The organism is Paenibacillus sp. YN15 (assembly GCF_003285005.1).
Classification (GTDB): Bacteria; Bacillota; Bacilli; order Paenibacillales; family NBRC-103111; genus Paenibacillus_AR.
The window spans coordinates 177,865-194,337 of sequence record NZ_QMFA01000002.1 but is presented as its reverse complement, the minus strand read 5'-3'; the positions used below and the strand labels follow the sequence as shown (position 1 = coordinate 194,337).

16 protein-coding genes are annotated in these 16,473 nt (G+C 53.7%); 2 read left to right on the top strand and 14 right to left on the bottom strand.

Annotation, left to right across the window (positions count from 1 at the left end):
- Nucleotides 1–2: 2 nt before the first annotated feature.
- From nikA to DQG13_RS02795, 6 genes are all read right to left on the bottom strand, one after another.
- Nucleotides 3–1,622, bottom strand: coding sequence for a nickel ABC transporter substrate-binding protein (gene nikA / locus DQG13_RS02820; RefSeq protein WP_181592536.1), 1,620 nt, complete (start codon nt 1,620–1,622; stop codon nt 3–5).
- Nucleotides 1,623–1,641: 19 nt separating this feature from the next.
- Nucleotides 1,642–2,427, bottom strand: coding sequence for an ABC transporter ATP-binding protein (locus DQG13_RS02815; RefSeq protein WP_113018041.1), 786 nt, complete (start codon nt 2,425–2,427; stop codon nt 1,642–1,644).
- Nucleotides 2,387–3,214 (bottom strand): ATP-binding cassette domain-containing protein, encoded by an 828-nt coding sequence (locus tag DQG13_RS02810; RefSeq protein WP_113018039.1) that lies wholly within the window; start codon nt 3,212–3,214, stop codon nt 2,387–2,389. Before DQG13_RS02810 ends, DQG13_RS02815 begins: the two co-directional genes overlap by 41 nt.
- Nucleotides 3,211–4,035: an ABC transporter permease gene (locus DQG13_RS02805; protein ID WP_113018037.1), complete on the bottom strand. Its 825-nt coding sequence runs from the start codon at nt 4,033–4,035 to the stop codon at nt 3,211–3,213. Before DQG13_RS02805 ends, DQG13_RS02810 begins: the two co-directional genes overlap by 4 nt.
- On the bottom strand, nt 4,028–4,975 hold the full coding sequence (locus DQG13_RS02800) for an ABC transporter permease (protein WP_220094321.1): 948 nt from the start codon (nt 4,973–4,975) through the stop codon (nt 4,028–4,030). The genes DQG13_RS02805 and DQG13_RS02800 overlap by 8 nt, the downstream gene beginning before the upstream one ends.
- Before the next feature lie 823 nt (nt 4,976–5,798).
- On the bottom strand, nt 5,799–7,205 hold the full coding sequence (locus DQG13_RS02795; RefSeq protein ID WP_113018035.1) for an MATE family efflux transporter: 1,407 nt from the start codon (nt 7,203–7,205) through the stop codon (nt 5,799–5,801).
- A gap of 326 nt (nt 7,206–7,531) precedes the next feature.
- Here DQG13_RS02795 and DQG13_RS02790 point away from each other — a divergent pair, with 326 nt between their 5' ends.
- The gene (locus DQG13_RS02790) at nt 7,532–8,002 is read left to right on the top strand and encodes a hypothetical protein (protein WP_113018033.1); all 471 of its coding nucleotides are present in this window, start codon (nt 7,532–7,534) and stop codon (nt 8,000–8,002) included.
- A 19-nt stretch (nt 8,003–8,021) separates the two neighbouring features.
- Here the strand turns inward: DQG13_RS02790 and DQG13_RS02785 are convergent, their stop codons facing one another.
- From DQG13_RS02785 to DQG13_RS02760, 6 genes are all read right to left on the bottom strand, one after another.
- Nucleotides 8,022–8,459 carry a GNAT family N-acetyltransferase gene (locus DQG13_RS02785; RefSeq protein ID WP_181592535.1) on the bottom strand — a complete coding sequence of 146 codons (438 nt, stop codon included), beginning with the start codon at nt 8,457–8,459 and terminating at the stop codon, nt 8,022–8,024.
- Nucleotides 8,460–8,487: 28 nt separating this feature from the next.
- Nucleotides 8,488–8,823, bottom strand: coding sequence for a DUF3024 domain-containing protein (locus DQG13_RS02780; protein WP_113018029.1), 336 nt, complete (start codon nt 8,821–8,823; stop codon nt 8,488–8,490).
- Between the two features lie 76 nt (nt 8,824–8,899).
- Nucleotides 8,900–9,388 (bottom strand): NUDIX hydrolase, encoded by a 489-nt coding sequence (locus DQG13_RS02775; protein WP_113018027.1) that lies wholly within the window; start codon nt 9,386–9,388, stop codon nt 8,900–8,902.
- A 55-nt stretch (nt 9,389–9,443) separates the two neighbouring features.
- A complete protein-coding gene (locus DQG13_RS02770; RefSeq protein ID WP_258525431.1) occupies nt 9,444–9,908 on the bottom strand; it encodes an 8-oxo-dGTP diphosphatase in 465 nt (154 codons plus the stop codon).
- A 2-nt stretch (nt 9,909–9,910) separates the two neighbouring features.
- Nucleotides 9,911–10,171, bottom strand: coding sequence for a hypothetical protein (locus DQG13_RS02765; protein WP_113018023.1), 261 nt, complete (start codon nt 10,169–10,171; stop codon nt 9,911–9,913).
- Between the two features lie 159 nt (nt 10,172–10,330).
- Entirely contained in the window at nt 10,331–10,909 is a 579-nt protein-coding gene (locus tag DQG13_RS02760) for a GNAT family N-acetyltransferase (protein ID WP_113018021.1), read from the bottom strand.
- Between the two features lie 672 nt (nt 10,910–11,581).
- On the opposite strand from DQG13_RS02760, the gene DQG13_RS31340 reads away from it, so the two are divergent.
- Entirely contained in the window at nt 11,582–11,911 is a 330-nt protein-coding gene (locus tag DQG13_RS31340; RefSeq protein ID WP_258525420.1) for a cysteine-rich CWC family protein, read from the top strand.
- 110 nt (nt 11,912–12,021) lie between these two features.
- Here the strand turns inward: DQG13_RS31340 and DQG13_RS02750 are convergent, their stop codons facing one another.
- Together DQG13_RS02750 and DQG13_RS02745 are read right to left on the bottom strand one after the other, a co-directional pair.
- The gene (locus DQG13_RS02750) at nt 12,022–13,875 is read right to left on the bottom strand and encodes an S-layer homology domain-containing protein (protein ID WP_113018019.1); all 1,854 of its coding nucleotides are present in this window, start codon (nt 13,873–13,875) and stop codon (nt 12,022–12,024) included.
- 10 nt (nt 13,876–13,885) lie between these two features.
- Complete coding sequence (locus DQG13_RS02745; protein WP_181592534.1) at nt 13,886–16,468, bottom strand: Ig-like domain-containing protein; 2,583 nt, start codon at nt 16,466–16,468, stop codon at nt 13,886–13,888.
- Between the last annotated feature and the right edge of the window lie 5 nt (nt 16,469–16,473).

Sequence of the window (16,473 nt, the reverse complement as noted above, 5' to 3'; positions counted from 1 at the left end):
GTTTAGTTAAGCTTGATTCCGGCAACATCCACATTGGACGGCTGTCCGTTAAAGGTATAGGAGGCAATTTTTCCGTTATTGAAAAGCGCCAGCTCCTTCATGTAGGAAATCGGCACAAACACGGCGTTGTCATGGATTTCCCGGAGAATGAAATCATAGGCTTCCTGAATCTTCTTCTCATCCGCAGCGCTGTTCAGCGCTTCAATCCGGGCATCTCCATTGTCTGTCAGCGCCAGAGCCTTGGCAGCCACCATATCCTTCTTCAGCTTGGAATTCATATTGTTGATAAAGGTGTACGGATCATAGGAAACCCCGTAGGTTTCATTCAGGGAAACAGTGAAATCATCCTTCATGGTTTCCGCATAGTAGGCCATCATCTCCATACCCTTCACCTTGATCTCCATGCCCACATCCTTGAATTGGGCCGACAGCGCCAGAGCCAGATCATCTCTCATGGATGCTCCGGTCATATAAATAATTTCCCCCGACAGCCGCACTCCGTTCTTTTCCCGGATGCCGTCGCCGTCGGAGTCTACCCAGCCGCTCTCCTGAAGGAGCGCTTTGGCTTTTTCCTTGCTGAATTCATAGGGCTTCAGATCCACCTTGGAATAGGGCAGCTCCGGGTCAAACAGGCTGTCCGCCTTGGACTCGATGCCGGAGAATAAGCCGCTGACAAGAGCATTCTTGTCCACCGCATAGTTGGCCGCCAGCCTGACATTCCGGTCATTGAAGGGAGCCTTGTTCACATTGAGGCCCAGTAGCCGGGTGGTGGTGGCCGTCTTGGAGACAATTGCCGAATATCCCTTGGCCGCCTTCATTTCATTAAAAGCATCGTAAGAGATTTTGGAGGCGCCCAGGATCAGATCAATTTCGCCGCTGCGCAGAGCCAGCAGCCGGGCGTCGGCATCGGGAATCACCTTCACATGGAAGCTCTCCACCTGGGGCTTCTCCCCCGCATAGTTGGGATTTCCCACGAAGGTGTAGGTGGTTCCGTCTGTCGCGCCATTGTACATATATGGGCCTGTGCCCAATGTGGCGGTCATCAGAGTATCCTTGACCGTGCCATCCGGGTTAAAGGCATTGGGAGATACCATGGCCATCGGGTTCAGCATGGTAAAGTCCTTGAGGGCTCCGTAATAGGGGGTCTTCAGATGCACCTCTACAGTGGAGGAATCCACCTCCACAACCTTATTGATAATGGCGGATACAGTGCCGTAGCTTCCGTTGTAGCTGCCCAGGTTGACGGGGATAGCCTCCAGGTTTTTCTTCACCGCCTGGGTGTTAAATTCGGCGCCGTCGGAGAATTTGATATTCTTCTTCAGATGAAAGGTATAGACAAGGCCGTCCTCCGAGATATCCCAGGACTCCGCAAGACCGGGAACGAATTTGCCGTCCCGGTAGTTGACCAGCGTTTCATAAAAATTGGCCGCATACAGGTAAAAGCCATAGGTCGTGCTGCGCTCCGGGGTCAGCACCGGATAGAAGCCGCTGGAGAAGTCCCAGCCTTCAGTCAGCGTCACTTCCCGGCTGCCGCTATCGGCGGAACCGGAATCGGAGCAGCCGGCAAAGGCGGTGAGCATAACGGCTGACAGCAGCAGCAAGCAGATCATTTTTCTAAGCATGTTCATTCCCCTTTTAACATTAAAATGATGTGCGGATTTTGGGAGGCAGAGCCTCAATAAGCGTGCGGGAATATTCGTGGGTAAAGTCGGAATACGACCCGGCATGGACAATATGCTCCACGATGCTCCCTTCCTTCATGACAAAAATATTCTCGGCCATATACAGCGCTACGTCGATATCATGGGTAATAAAGAGGAAGATGCAACGCTCCTCCCGCTTGAGCCGCAGAATCAGGTCCAGAATCTGCTTGCGTACCGTGACGTCAAGCCCGCTGACCGATTCATCAAAAATGATGAACTGGGGGGAGACGCTAAGCGCCCTGGCAATGCACACCCGCTGCTGCTGGCCCCCGCTCAGCTCATGGGGAAGCCTGTCCAGAAGCGCCGCCGGCAGCTGCACCTTTTCCGCCAGCTCCAGAATGGCCTCCCGCTCCTTCTGCTTGCCCAGAGGCATCAGGCAGCGGATGGGCTCGGCCATAGATTCGTAAACCGTTCTTCGCGGATCAAGGGCGCTCCGGGAATTTTGCAGCACCATCTGGAAATCGGCTCTGGCCAGGCGAAGCGCTCTTCCCTTCAGGGCCGCCAAATTTCTGTCCCCCAGCCAAATCTCGCCGCCGGAGGGGCGTTCAATTCCCGCCAGCATCCGGGCAAGCGTGCTTTTGCCGCTGCCGCTCTCCCCCACCAGCGCATACCCTGTGCCGTCGGCAAGGGTGAAGGATACCTGGCGAACCGCTTCCAGTATGGCTTTACGGCCGTTGGCCTCCCTAATGGTATACCGCTTGGACAGCTCTTTGACCTGAATCATGCGTTTCCTCCCTGACCAGGATGCTCGCCGCCAGCAGCTCCCGGGTATACGCCTCCTGCGGCGAGGCAAATACCTGCTGCAGCGGACCTGCTTCTACTGCGCGCCCTTCCTTCATCACGATAACGTCATCCGCCAGGCGGGCGGCAACGGCAAAATCATGGGTAATGAGAATCAGGCCAATGCCCGTGCTCTTCAATTGGGCCAACTCATCCAGAATGATCCCCTGGTTGCGGACATCCAGAGCGGTGGTGGCCTCATCGGCAATGATCAAATCGGGCTTCTGCATCAGCGCCATGGCGACGATAATCCGCTGCAGCATCCCTCCGCTCAGGGCATGGGGATAGCTGTTCATCAGCTGCCTGGGGCGTGGCAGGTTTGTTTTCTCCAAAGCGGCGGCGGCAGCCTCCAACGCCTCCCTTCTTGGGATTTTCAGATGCGCCCGCAGAGTCTCCGCCATCTGATTGCCGATCTTGGCTGAGGGATCAAGGGCTGTCATGGGATTCTGCACAATCATCGCCAGCTTGCTGCCGCACAGGGAGCGGACCGCTTTATCGTCCATGTCCAGCAATTCCCTTCCCCTGTAGCGGATGCTGCCGGATACGGCAAAGCTTCTCCTGCTTAGCAGCTGCATCACTGCCTTGCAAATCAGGGTTTTGCCGCTGCCGCTTTCCCCCACAACCGCCAGCGCCCTTCCCTCCCGCACCTTAAAGCCCGCCTGGCTTACCAGCAGCTTCCCTTCTTGGCGCAAGCGGATGTCCAACCGGTTCACCTCAAGCAAGTCGCTCATTGGCTGGCCTCCTCCGGCGACAGAATATCCCGCAGGGCCTCTCCGAATAAATTAAACCCGGCGGCCGTAAGCAAAATAAACAGGCCCGGATAAAGGACCAGCCGCGGATGGGAATAAAACACGGACCTGGCCTCCCCCAGCATGGCGCCCCATTCGGGAGTGCCTGCGGGAAAGCCCAGCCCCAGAAAGGAAAAGCCGGAGATCATGAGAATCAGCGAGGCGACCCCTGTGCTCATGTAAACAATAAACGGGCCCCAGATATTGGGGATAATATGATAGCAGATGATCCGCAGATTGCTGCAGCCGGCAATTTTGGCCGCCGTGATGTAGTCCTTGTTCTTCTCGATTGCGGCATAGGTGCGGACCACTTTAGCGAACCAGGCCCACATGGAAAATACAACCGCCGCCAGAATATTGGCGATCCCCTGGCCAAGAGCGCCAATCATGGAGAGCACAATCACAAGGGGCGGAAACGCCATGAAAATATCGCAGACAATCAGCATAAGACGCTCCGGCCAGCCACCCAGGTAAGCGGCAGCCGTGCCCACGGCGATGCCCGCCGCCCCCAGCACCAGCAGGGTAGGAATGGCAATGCCCAGGGAATAGCGGGCTCCGCAAATCAGTCTGGACAGCACGCAGCGTCCCAATTGGTCCGTTCCCAGAGGATATTCCCAGCTGGAGGGAAGAAATTTTCGGGATACTTCAATCTGGTTGGGATCATGCGGCATGAGCACGGAGGCAAAAACGGCCATTCCCCCCATCAGCAGGATCAGGACAAGCCCCGCCAAGGCCTGCTTGCTGTGCATGGCTTGTCTAAGCATACGCTTCCTCCTCTCCTTCCCTCATCCGCGGATTCAGCCACAGGTTGATCAAGTCCGCCGCCAAACCGCAAGCCACAAACATCAGGGCAATCACCAGAACGCAGCCATTGATAGTGGGCAGGTCCCTTCCGACAATGGCGCTGATAAGATGAAGCCCCAGCCCTTTCCGCGAAAAGATGCTTTCGACTATGGCGCTTCCCGCAATCATATAGCCCATGTATTGGCTGAACATGGTCACCATCGGAGGAAGTGAATTCCTCAGCACATGCCCCCAGATAATCCGGCTGTCCGACAAGCCTCTGGCCTTGGCATACATCACATAATCCTTGTTCAGATTGGAGAGAAGGGTAGCCCGGAACAGCCGGATGGACGCAGAGGCAATAGGCAGCGCCATGGTGAGGGAGGGAAGAATCAGCCCCTGCAGCCCGCCGGCATTCACCACCTGAAAAACAGGAAAGACAACGGCAAAAAGGAGCAGCAGCAGGAAGCCCAGCCAGAAATTCGGCACGGATATCCCCGCAAGGGTCAGCACGCTCACAATCCGGTCGAAAAGGCTGTCCTTCTTCAGAGCCGCCAGGACGCTTACCGGCACTGAAATAAGCACAATCCACATCATGGACGCCAGCACCAATTCCAGCGTTACCGGCAGCTTGCGGGCAATATCGGCAGCCACCGGATTCCGGGTCGTGAGCGAGGTGCCCAAATCCCCCTTCAGGCTGTTGGCCATCCAGTGAAAGTATTGCCGGTACAGGGGTTGGTCCAACCCCATCTCCCGGCGGACCTCGGCAATCTTCTCCGGGGTAGGCTGCAGCAGACTCCGTCTGGCGAAGGCCTCGGCGGGATCAACGGACGAGATGGCGGACAGGCCAAAGGAAAGCAAAGTGACCCCGGCGAGAACCAGCAAAAGCCCCACCAACCGCTTTTTTGCAAAAGCACCCATAAACTGTTCCTTTCTTATTGAGATTGATTATCATTATCATATAAATGCTGGCGATTCTTGTCAATCAATCTTTTCTTCTTTTTAATACGTAAATATTACTATTTAATTAGATGGACTGTCAATGACTTCCTCCTATAAGAAAAACGCCTGCGGCGTCCTTTGGAGCTGCGCGTTGATCAAGACGGTTGAGTTTGACGGACTGTGTTTCCTCTATTTCGCCAAAATCCGCCTTTTTTTCTCCCCCGCGGACTCACGATCCGTTAAATCTGAAAAAGCGGGGGATTCCATGCCTTCTGGAGCAAAATAGCGGAACGTCTGTCCGTGTAAATCTGAAAACGGATCACATTCGGAAAATAACGGATTCTCTGTCCGCCCAACTGTGACGAGGAAAAACGCCTACCGGCATCCTTTGACAACCTGCGTTTGTCAAGAAGTCGAGCCGCTTCCCGCCGGGCAATCGCATCAGGCCAGGGTAGAGGAAGCGCAGAAACCAGTCGCTCCGGGATAGATGTCTATATATAGTGGTTGAACAGCGTTCGTTTCCGTATATTGTGCTTTATATGCAAAGTAAGGGAGGGGAGAGCTACTCTGCTCATGTCCACTGTATGAAAGACAAAATTCGCAAAATGTCTACTGTGAAGGAACAAAACCACAGCACAACCACGTTAGAAACGCACAGGGGCATGTTTCGTACTGGCTTCGTAAGCATCAACGGCGGAAGCTTATTATGCCCTCCAAGAATTTAGTTTTCGGCATGGCCGAAGCTTATACATTCTTTAGGCAGAGAGTGTACCATCCGACGCAATCTCCCCATCCTGCGCCGCTACATTGCCTGGTTCCACTGCCCTGAAGCATTCGGCTTCAAGCGGCGAAGCTGGCGGAACTCTTTGCGCACCATAATAATAGTCCACACGACGATCACCGCATCTATGGCGAAGGAGCCCACATAGATTCCCGATACCCCCATAACCCGAGGCAGCAGCAGCATCACCGGCACGTAGAATACCAATTGCCGGGCAATCCCGATCAGGGCTGCAGGCTTTCCCTTGTCGATGGACGGGAACAGGGTCATCGCCATGAAGATAAACGACAGCACCGGCAGAATCGCCATATAAATCCGGAACTGGCCAAGCTGCTCCCCGCTGAAAAGCTGATCCTTCAGCATCAGCCCCAGCACAGGCTCGGGGACAACCATGGACACAATCCAGAAGGGCAGCGTCAGCAGCATGGACGCCACCGCAAAAATATGATAGGACCGGATCACCCGCTCATACTCCCCCGCCCCATAATTGATGCCGATTACAGGCTGCAGGGCCCGCATCAGCCCGAAAATAGGCGTCAGCAGGAAGGTGAAAATCCGGTAAACCACTCCGTAAAACGCCACATCGGCGGTTGTCCCGTGTTTGGACAGGGCGTTAAAGACAAATACGGCCTGCACCAGGCTCATGACGCTCATAATAAGGGAGGACAAACCCAGCCGCAGCACGGAGCTGCCAATATCCTTGTCCCACCGCACGGAAGCCAGCTTGGAGCGGAAGGACGGGGCATTGCCGCCAAAGTAAAGCCAGCCCAAGAGGGTGTATGTCACCATCCCGATATTGGTGGCCCAGGCCGCGCCTTCCACTCCCCAGCCCAGCAGGCCCACAAACAGATACTTGAAGGCCGCATCAACACCCAGGCCCACACCCATCATCCATGCCGCCGTTTTCATCTTGCCTTCGGCGCGGATAATCATATTGCCGGCCAGCCCGTAAATCCAGAAGAACGCCCCCAGGATCGTTATGCGGAAATAACGGTCCCCCAGAACAAGCGCCTCCTCCTTGCCACCCATCATCTCCGTCAGCTCTCGGGAGAACAGCAAACCCAGCACGATATAAACCGCGGCGGCTATAATGGACAGAAAGTTTACGTTGCCCAGGAGCCGCTTCTGCACCAGCCCGTTCCGGGCGCCGATGGCGATGCTCAGCACCGAGCCTGCTCCCACACCTATGAGAGAGCCCAGCGCCACACTGATCTGGGACAGGGGATACACCACCGACACCCCGGCCAAGGCCGCTTCTCCCACATACCGTCCTACAAAAAAACCATCCAGCATGGCATTCATGCCATACAGCACCATAGCCACAATGGCCGGCCAGGATAAATCCGCCATAACCCTCCACAGATTTCCGGTCAGAATAAACTGCTTCTGCCGTTCCTTTTGCACCTGCTCCGTCTCTTCGCCGTTCATATGTATGCTCCTCTCGTCATTTTCCCCCCGAATATAGACCCTATTCTAACAAAAGAAACACAGACGCAAATAACCCGAAACGGATTATTTGCACCCCGTTCGGGATCATTTCTTCACTATGGGCCCTTGCGCTCCGGACCTACCCTGAAAACAGAAGATTCAACGAGATTACGGCAGGTGCGCCTATAATACAGCCCCCTCTATTCAAAAAATCCGCTAAAACCGCTAGTTTTCCACCAAAACGACGGATTTCGCCTTTTTACAATTGGAGGGAATCCGGTTATGATCTTCATTGTGCGTTTGGACTATTAGAGGAGGTGCAGCGGTTGGATAACGGCAAATTGACAGGAATGGAGCTTTTCGCTTTTCCCGCCCGGCCTTCGTTTTTATATAAACCGGTCCGTTCGGGCTGCTGGTATGTAATGCTCAAGCTTTCGTACGGGGACAAAGCAGGCTATGGCGGCTGCGAGGTTGCGGTGAACGGGAAGGAAATCAATTTAATCAAGTGGGGCGCTTGTCTGAAAGCTATCCGCTCCCGCTCTGTGGAGGAGCTGGCCGAAGCATTGGAGCAGTTGGGAAAAGAATGGCCGATCCAGCAGCAAACCGTGCTGCAAACGGCTTTATACGATCTGCTGGAGGTCGGCAGCCATCATGCAAAAATTGCCGCGGGAGCCGCGGGGCTTGAAAGCTACCGGATTCCCGCTGTGAGAAGCACGTCCTTTCCGCAGGCTTCCCTGGCCATGGACCGCTCCGCCCTGTATGAGGAATCGACGGCGTATTATTCCATTTTGCGCTAATTACCTATAGCCGCAGTGGCTAAAGGTACTTTTTAAAACCCTTGCTGACTTGACCGTCATACCCTTCTCTTTCAAAAAAACGGTGAGCTCTAATACGGGTAGCTTTGCTTAACAGCATGATGCGATGGCAGTGGATGGAATTGCAATATTCCTCCACATGCCGAAACAATTGCTGGCCGATGTTTTTGCTGCGGTGATCCTCATGAACAATGACGTTCTCCACAATGGCATATGGCTGCTCCCCATGCAAAGCCTGCATACAAATGTTCAGGGTCAAGCTGCCCAGGAGCTCACCTTGTTCTTCATAAACAAAGATAAAATTCATCGGATCGGTCCGGATTTTCCCGATCTGCTCTGCTTGCACATTCATTTTTTTGCTGTTCGGCACCAGCATCCGGTACAATCGGCTCAATTGCTCCTGATCTCTGCCTTCCGCTTCCCGTATCAACGTCCTCACTCCATTCCGCCCCTCTTGCGGCCTTGTTTTATAGCCACATGTAGCCATGTTCAGGCTTTTCAATCATCATCAATTGCTTTTTGAAATCCTCAATGGGCTCAATATTTTCTACAAAGTGCCATCTATTTCTGCTGTCCTGCCAATAGATCTTCCATTTGCCTTCCTCCAGCCTGAACTGGCAGATCGGCAGCTCCACCCTTTGACCCGGCTGATAGGAAGGAATTTCCTGGGACAGGGTGATGGTGTTGCCTCTGAAGGTATACAAAATTCTGTATTCCTCCTTAAATTCCTCCGGAATCTTGGCTTCAATATACGCATCAAGAATTTTCCCGAGCCGCTTCTTCGTAAAATCATCCAACGCCATAGCCATCCCCCTTACATATGCAATGTGTACCCCGGAACGTTCGAGACTGTTAATTCATACCTCTCTATTGACAGGCTTAAATCCGGCGCTGCAGCTTCAATTCAAACTGCGGTTTGGTAACGTACTCCATATAGTCAACCCCACCGGTAAAATCCAAATATGCTTTGAATTTTGCTATGGAATCGGGCGCCGTAAGCTGCTCCAATACACGATCCTTGGAAACCCACATACATTCGGTTGTTTCATCGGATTCACGGAATGTTCCGCCCAGATAACGGCATGTAAATCCCATCATCACTTTGCTGGGAACGGTGCCATATCCGTTGTACCCTTGATACGTGCAGGTGTTGGACGCAACACTGAACAGTTGATTGACCGCAATATCCATATTGCTTTCTTCCTTGGCTTCCCGGATTAAAGCATCCATCAAGTTCTCGCCAACCTCCACTTGCCCTCCCGGAAACATCCAAACCTGACGGTGGCGTCCCTTTAACAGCAGGATTTCACCCTGATCATTTTCCACAATTCCATAAACAGCCACAATATGTGTGGGAAATTGCTTCATCTTGGCACCCCTCTTTAGTATGTAGGAATGAAATTAATTATGGTAGATCACTTCCTCACTGCCATTTTACTTCTTTCTTCCCCGTGCTGCTCCAAATTCCAAAACCCTCGGAGTATGCTTTATCGAAGAACATCGGCAATCTTTCTCTTAGCCCCTCCGCCAGCGGAAGAAAGGGTAATTCCTCTTTGTTCACCCAATACAGCTTCCCTTCATCCGTTTCTTGCAGCAGCTCCCCGGAGAAGGTTTGCGTCCGGTAACTGAACACCATAAATTTATCCTTGGTTTCCTCATGAAACCAATACACAATCCCGCATAACTCCAAATTGGAAATGACCAGTCCGGTTTCTTCCCTGACCTCACGGATGGTGGAATCGATAATGCTTTCACCGTCTTCAATATGCCCACCGGGAAAGGCAAGCCCCTTCCACGATTTGATCCGGTCCTGGACAAGGACTTGATTGGTCTTTTCATCATAAATCATGCACATATTGGTGAGCCTTACGCTGGACAATGGAAACACTCCTACTCGTTCTTGTTTTCTTGCCATTCCTTTTCAAGCTCTTCTTCGATTTCCTCATTGGACAGGTTAAAATCATCCTTCTCCACAATGCCCAGCTTTTCCTTAATCTTTTGGAGGTCATCGGCCATTTGTTTGTTTTGTTGATATAGCTTAAGAACCATTACCGTGGTTATCGCCAGCAGTACAATCCCTCCAAACGGTGCCAGCACGATGGAAAACACAACAACCAGAATAATGGCTATGATTGTTCCCAATATGTTCATATCCGGTTCCCCCTGGCATTTTACCGCCGCGTCATATGAAAAAGAGAGAGCATCATAGTCTCTCTCACATTCCTGCTTACCCGCAGGGTTGATGACATTATATACATCTTATCCCATTTGGCCAAGATTTTGAATGCTTTTTTTATTAATGGGGATGTCTTATGAATGGCTTTGCCAATCATTTTTATGAAGGGTAAAATGATGATACTTTTGATTTTCTATTTCGATATCACCAAGAAGTGTAAATCCACTTTTTTGAATAACTTTAATTGAACGAATGTTCTGTGTTAAAGCTATGGCGTTTATAACTTCTAGATTGGTTTGGTCGAACAAAAAATGAAGCAGTGCTCTAACAGCCTTTGTTGTGTAGCCTTTATTTCGATAATCCTTCGATATGGCATAGGCAATTTCCCTGTTTGGCTCAGGCAATTCCTCTTTGATGCCTGTGCTTACAAAACCAATCATCCTGTTGGTTTCCTTATGTATAATCGCTAGCTTCAGTAAGCTATAGAGTGAGCTCAGCCCTTCAATATTAGGTAATGAGGCTAAAAATCCTTTATTGGAGGGAATCTCATACTTTGTTACAAAGTATAAACGTTTTTCTTTTGTTGTTCTCCAGTCGGGAAGAAACTCGTAGACTTCAGGCTGCGAAGTGATTTCATAAATCGCGTCAGAATCTTCAACCCTAAACTCCTGAAGATAGATTTCTCCGCAGTCTATGGTAAATAACTTTTCCATACACACCCTCCAATGTTTTTGTTTAGAAAAGGTTCAAATAAATGATCCCATGGGAGGGTTGAAACTTCAACGGGGGATTTTTTTTATATTCAAAATTTGCTGCTTATTCGACATTGCGGCCACGGTCGCTAGAAGGATAGAAAGACAATAGTGGAAGGAGATTTTCCGCTATTGCCGGCTATATGGGGGGGGAAGGCGGGATAACGGAAGGTTCTTTTCCGCTATTCCACCTTTTCTTCTCCGGCTGGGGCTCGCCGCGGCGCGTTAGCGGACAATGGGTGGCCGCTATTTCCGTGAAACCGGCGGCACGGCTCAATTAGCGGAAACTGACCTTCCGCTATTTTCAATTGGCGGGCCCCTATGCCGCCGCCATGGCCGAGCCCCCGGAAGATAGCGGAAGCCTTTTTCCGCTATCCTTCGGGAGTGACCGCTTCAGCCTGAAATAGCGGAAGCAATCTTCCGCTATTCCTGCTTGGCATCCGTTTTTTTCGGGGATGCGGAAGCATAGCGGAAATCCCTTTCCGTTATTAGCCTCCGCGGCCCACCAGAAGAACCATAACGGAAAGCTTCTTCCGCTATGGCTGCACTTTGCTGTGCTTTATATGATAAGCTTTCATATAAAGACCGCTATACCCGCCACATCACCGCCACAAACCTGAAGGAGGCCCTGCCTTGACGCACTCGCGCTCGTACTTACACTCGAACTCACATTCAGCCCCAGACTCTCACCCATACTCAGGCTCAGATCCGCACCCGCATTCAGACTCACACTCTCCCCCACACTCGCTCCCTGACTCCCACTCCGACTCTCCCGCACATTCCCATGACGACAGCGGCATCTGCCCCCTCTGCGGCGGGCCCAACGGATGCGCCGTCCCGGCGGGCGAAGACCCGTACAGCTGCTGGTGCATGACCGCCCGGATTCCCCAGGGCTTGAGAGATCGGGTGCCTGCAGACCGCCGCGGCAAAGCCTGCATTTGCCGGAGCTGCCTGGACGCTTAGCTGAAGGAAGGCCCCCGCAACTCATAAGCTCCCATCGCCCATGCCGCCCATGCCAAAAAGCACCGGCAACAGCCAACGCTGCCGGTGCTTTGCTCATAACAAGAAGCTTCCTACAGCTTGTTGAAAATCCGGTACATGATTACCGCCGTTTCCGCGCGAGTGGCCTTGTCCAGGGGCGCAAGAGTATCCCCTCTGCCGGTGACAATCCCGGCCTCCACCATGGCCGCAATGCTCTCCGACGCATAAGAGGCAACATCCGCCGCGTCATGGAATGCCGCAAGCTCCGCGGCGCCGCCACTTTGCTTGCCGATAAGATGAGCCTGCTGAAGCGCTCTGGCGCTCAGCACCATCAGATCCTGGCGGGTGATGGGAGCTTGGGGATGGAAAGCGTCGCCGTCCGCCCCTTCGCTGATCCCCAGCTTTTTCGCAACGCCCAGCGCCTCATAATAATAGTCGGAAGGGCTGGTATCGCTGAAGTTGCCGGTGAAATCCGCCGTTAACCCCAAGGTGCGCACCAGAAGCACCAGGAAATCCGCCCTTGAGATATTGTCCGCAGGGGAAAATTGCGTGTCCGAGGTACCCTCAATAATGCCCTTGGAGGCCAATACCCCAATCGCATGTTCTGCCCACGGATAATTGCCGCCATCGGTGAAGCTCTTCACTTCGTAGGTCAGGGCGAATTGGCCGAATTGGGCTGTGGTAAAAGTAACCGCCCCAGCGCCCGCATCATATTTGGTATTGGCAATTTTCCGGACATTCCCTGCCCCATCCACATATTGGACCACAAGATGCTCCGGATTTCTCTGTTCCCCGGAATTGAGCTTGTAAGGGAAGGAAACCTTGACCTGTGGTCCCTTTCCGTCCAAAGCTACAGCCTTGCCGTCAGCCTTCAAGCCCAGCTCCAGCACCGGTCTGTCTCCTGCCGCTGCCTTCAAGGCCGGGTCCCGAAGCCCGGATGCCCCGATAGCACTCATCGAAATGGAGAGTGACCCGCTCCCTCCCGCCTGTTCAGGCCGCAGCAGATTGCCGGGCAGCTCTACGCTTCCCACCGGGGTAGTCACCTTGATCACCTGGTTGGAGTTGCCGTTGGTCAAAGCGCTTGCCGGGAGCTCCGGCTCATAAGCCTTAGCCCCTGTTACCTCGTCGATGATGATTTCTACCCGTTTGATCCCCTTGCTGTCAGCCGCCGCCTCGGAAAACGCGCTGTTGATAACGGCTGCTGCAACTTCCACTTTAGCAGTTGTGCCGTCAAGAGTGGCGGAGGCCTTAATAACCGGCGCTGCCCCCGGCGAAGCCGATGGTGTTGGCTTCGGGGTCGGCGCGGCTCCTCCGGAGGAGGAATCATCCTCTCCCGAAGAGTCCGTCGGCGTCGGTTGCGGCGTTTCTCCGCTGACAATCAGCTTCAGCGCCACCCTCTCCGCCGTTCCGTTCACCACACCGGAGAGGGTGAATTCACCCGGGGTTTCCGTTCCCGGCGCGTCCGGCCATTGGACCCCAACCTCCCGGTTGGCCCCGCTGTCAAAAACCGCGATAACGGAGCTTGGCAGAACGGCCCGGGCGCCTTTTGCGACGGCTACAGCCTTCAACGCTTTAAATCCGGTAATCTTTTCTTCCTTCTCAATGCTGAAATCCTGAAGCAAAACCTTGGCCGCACCCGGGGCGCTTACATATCCGGTATACTCGCCCTTGGGCAGCAAGGTGGAGAAGCGCGCCTCTCCCCCCGCTGCAGCCGTCTGATCCATATACACGATAGACTTGGTTCCCTTTTGCATAACCAGAATGGATACCGGTGTGCCCCCGCCCGGAGCGCCTTTTACGGAAAATACAGCCAAATTATGGTCCACGGTTTGGCTGACGGTCATGGCTGCTTCCGCCGCCTGCAGCATACCTCCACTGGCAAATACCATTGCCCAAACCAGCATTGCTGCAAAAGTCCGCATGATTACCCGATTCATTTTCTTCATACGCCCGCTCCTATCTGGTCACCTCATTGGAAATGACCATCATCTGTTCCACCTTGTTCACCACAAAGGCCTTTACCTTAAGCCCCTCCACATTCAAGGGTGTGCTGAAGCCCGCTTTGACGGTTTTGGTCTGGCCAAGGGTAAACTTGGACTGCACATAGGTGGTGCCCAGCACCTGATCATTGGCATCGCAAAGCTGAATAGCGATAGCCGCTTCCTCCAAAGCCGCGGTATGATTCTTCACGGTGACTGCCGCCACAGCATTCAAGCCCGGCGCGAGCCTCTCCACCTCATTGCCCAGCGCGTCTGTCAGCTTCAGCCCGGTTACCGTAAAGGAATTGGCCAGCTCGATATGGGTAAAGGTCGCCGTATTATAATACACATCCGAATTTTGCGGCTGAGTGGCATCCACTGCAAATCCGATGTAGGCGTCTGTTCCCATGGCAAAAGGCTTTCTGGCAAGCTCCCTCCATTCCGTACCGTCGTAGGAGGTATAGGCCGCGATGGTATCGTCCACTCTTTCGATTTTCAGCCACAGAGGCAGGGTGTTATCCGGCAGAGCCGGCAGCCGGTCCTGGGGATAGTCAGTTGTGCCCAGGGTCAGCGCATCGCCGCCCTTTTTGACCCTGGAGGAGAAAAAGGTGGCATAGAAGGTATCGTCCTTGTCCCCATTGCCGTTCTCATCCTTGTCCGCCTTGATAATGGAGGTGCTGATGAGGGCAAATGAGGCATCCGGCTCCAGACTCTCCCGGATCATCAGACCCGATATGGCGTTATTGTCCAATAAAGCGATGGAATCCAGCCTTGCCGTGAGAGAGGCATTGCCCTTGATGGGCTGATACAGGTAGTGGAAGCTGTCCGCTACACCCGTAATCTTGCCGGAGCCCTTCACTGTCAATGTCCCGGAGTCATCCAGGCTGCCGCTGCCCTTCACAAGGGTATTGCCGATATCCGCAGATTGCCAGGGGGCTCCTATCTCCGGCCCGTTGACATGCACCGGCATGGAGGTGGATTGGGTGGCATTGCCCTTCCCGTCATACGCTTTGGCGGAGATAAAGAACGTCCCCGGCTTCAGATTATCCAGCGTCAAGCTGTAGGGCGCTTCCGCAGCCTCTCCGACAAGCTCGTCATTCCGGAAAAATTGCACCTTGGCAATGCCGTCTGCATCAGCGGCCTCCGCTTCAATGTACATGGACCCGCCTTGCTCAAAAAGTCCGTTATAGGCAGGGGTAGTCAGCTTGACCACCGGATTCTCCGGCGCAAAAGACATGTCGGCCAGACTGTTCAGGTACAGCTCCAAATTGCTGTAGCCGCTTGCCGTAATGGCTTTTCCGTCTGCCGGATTATGCTTGTCGAGTCCCTTGGCATCCTCCCAGGCATCCGGCATGCCGTCATGATCCGAATCCGCCGGCGGCTCCGCCGATTTCAGCTCCGGGTAACCGCCTACCTCGAATTCCCGGTTAATGATTCTCCCGGTGCCGTTGCGGACATCCTCCACCAGCCGGGCATCCACGGCGTCTCTTCTGGGCAGGACCGCCCCCGCCTTGTTCAGCACCTCCAGATAGGCCGTTTGCGCATCCTCAATGGCCACGTTCTGATAGCTGCCGTTCTCGAAGGGCGTTGCGGACAGGATGGCAGTGGGCGACTGGTCTTGAATGCCCTTGCTGTTGTCCGCCGTCACCTCCGGGCTGCCGTACATGTAGTTGCCGTTGACATAAAACTCCCCGTCGCCGGGATTGATAATCCGTTCCATGACCGATCTGAGTGTGGAGGGCCCCGGCTTGTAGTAATTGTTCACCACATTGGATTGCAGCGTGTTTAACCCGCCGTAGGTGTTGTTAAAGCCCCAGTTGTAGATGACATTGTTGGACATGGTAATATTGCCCGGCGTAGTGCCGTTGCCGATTCTGGGCATCCGGCTGGTATGGGTGGTCAGCAGATTATGGTGGTAGGTGGTGGCTTTGCCTCCCCAGATGCCGCCATAGCCGTGTCTGCCCTTCACATGGCCGGATAAGGTAAGACTTTCATTAATAATGCTCCACTGCACCGTGACATTCTCATTTTCATAAAAAGACATGGACTCATCCGTGGACCAGCCGGCCGATACATGGTCGATCATCAGGTATTTGGAGCCGCGGCCGCCGATGGCGTCAGGCTCCTTGGAGATATTGGCGGAGCCGGGGCGGAACCTCAGATACCGGACAATGATATTGGAGGAGTTGCTGATATCCGTATTAAAGCCCGCAATGCATATCCCGTCTCCCGGAGCCGTCTGGCCGGCAATGGTAATATTCTTCCGGCCGTTGATGCTTAAGGAGCTGGACAGTTGAATGGTGCCGGATACGCGGAACACTACCATCCGGTTGTCCGCGCTGACTGCATCCCGCAGCGATCCGGAGCCGGAGTCGTTCAGATTGGTCACTTCATAGACATCATAGCCGCGGCCGCCGCTGGCATACATGCCGCCGCCCTCCGCTCCCGGAAAGGCCGGAATGGCAGCAGGCGCTTCCGCCGCCTGGACGGGCAGGGCCGGAGCCAGCAACGAGCCGCTTAACAGAGCGCCCATCATGGCTGATATGATCTTTTTTCGCATAGTGG

What these genes read in the sequence shown, in the direction of transcription:
- DQG13_RS02765 (WP_113018023.1), bottom strand. Translation starts at nt 10,171, where the DNA reads ATGAACATATTGGGAACAATCATAGCCATTATTCTGGTTGTTGTGTTT.
- DQG13_RS02815 (WP_113018041.1), bottom strand. Translation starts at nt 2,427, where the DNA reads ATGATTCAGGTCAAAGAGCTGTCCAAGCGGTATACCATTAGGGAGGCC.
- DQG13_RS02775 (WP_113018027.1), bottom strand. Translation starts at nt 9,388, where the DNA reads ATGAAGCAATTTCCCACACATATTGTGGCTGTTTATGGAATTGTGGAA.
- nikA (WP_181592536.1), bottom strand. Translation starts at nt 1,622, where the DNA reads ATGCTTAGAAAAATGATCTGCTTGCTGCTGCTGTCAGCCGTTATGCTC.
- DQG13_RS02800 (WP_220094321.1), bottom strand. Translation starts at nt 4,975, where the DNA reads ATGGGTGCTTTTGCAAAAAAGCGGTTGGTGGGGCTTTTGCTGGTTCTC.
- DQG13_RS02750 (WP_113018019.1), bottom strand. Translation starts at nt 13,875, where the DNA reads ATGAAGAAAATGAATCGGGTAATCATGCGGACTTTTGCAGCAATGCTG.
- DQG13_RS02805 (WP_113018037.1), bottom strand. Translation starts at nt 4,035, where the DNA reads ATGCTTAGACAAGCCATGCACAGCAAGCAGGCCTTGGCGGGGCTTGTC.
- DQG13_RS02810 (WP_113018039.1), bottom strand. Translation starts at nt 3,214, where the DNA reads ATGAGCGACTTGCTTGAGGTGAACCGGTTGGACATCCGCTTGCGCCAA.
- DQG13_RS02795 (WP_113018035.1), bottom strand. Translation starts at nt 7,205, where the DNA reads ATGAACGGCGAAGAGACGGAGCAGGTGCAAAAGGAACGGCAGAAGCAG.
- DQG13_RS02760 (WP_113018021.1), bottom strand. Translation starts at nt 10,909, where the DNA reads ATGGAAAAGTTATTTACCATAGACTGCGGAGAAATCTATCTTCAGGAG.
- DQG13_RS02745 (WP_181592534.1), bottom strand. Translation starts at nt 16,468, where the DNA reads ATGCGAAAAAAGATCATATCAGCCATGATGGGCGCTCTGTTAAGCGGC.
- DQG13_RS02780 (WP_113018029.1), bottom strand. Translation starts at nt 8,823, where the DNA reads ATGGCGTTGGATGATTTTACGAAGAAGCGGCTCGGGAAAATTCTTGAT.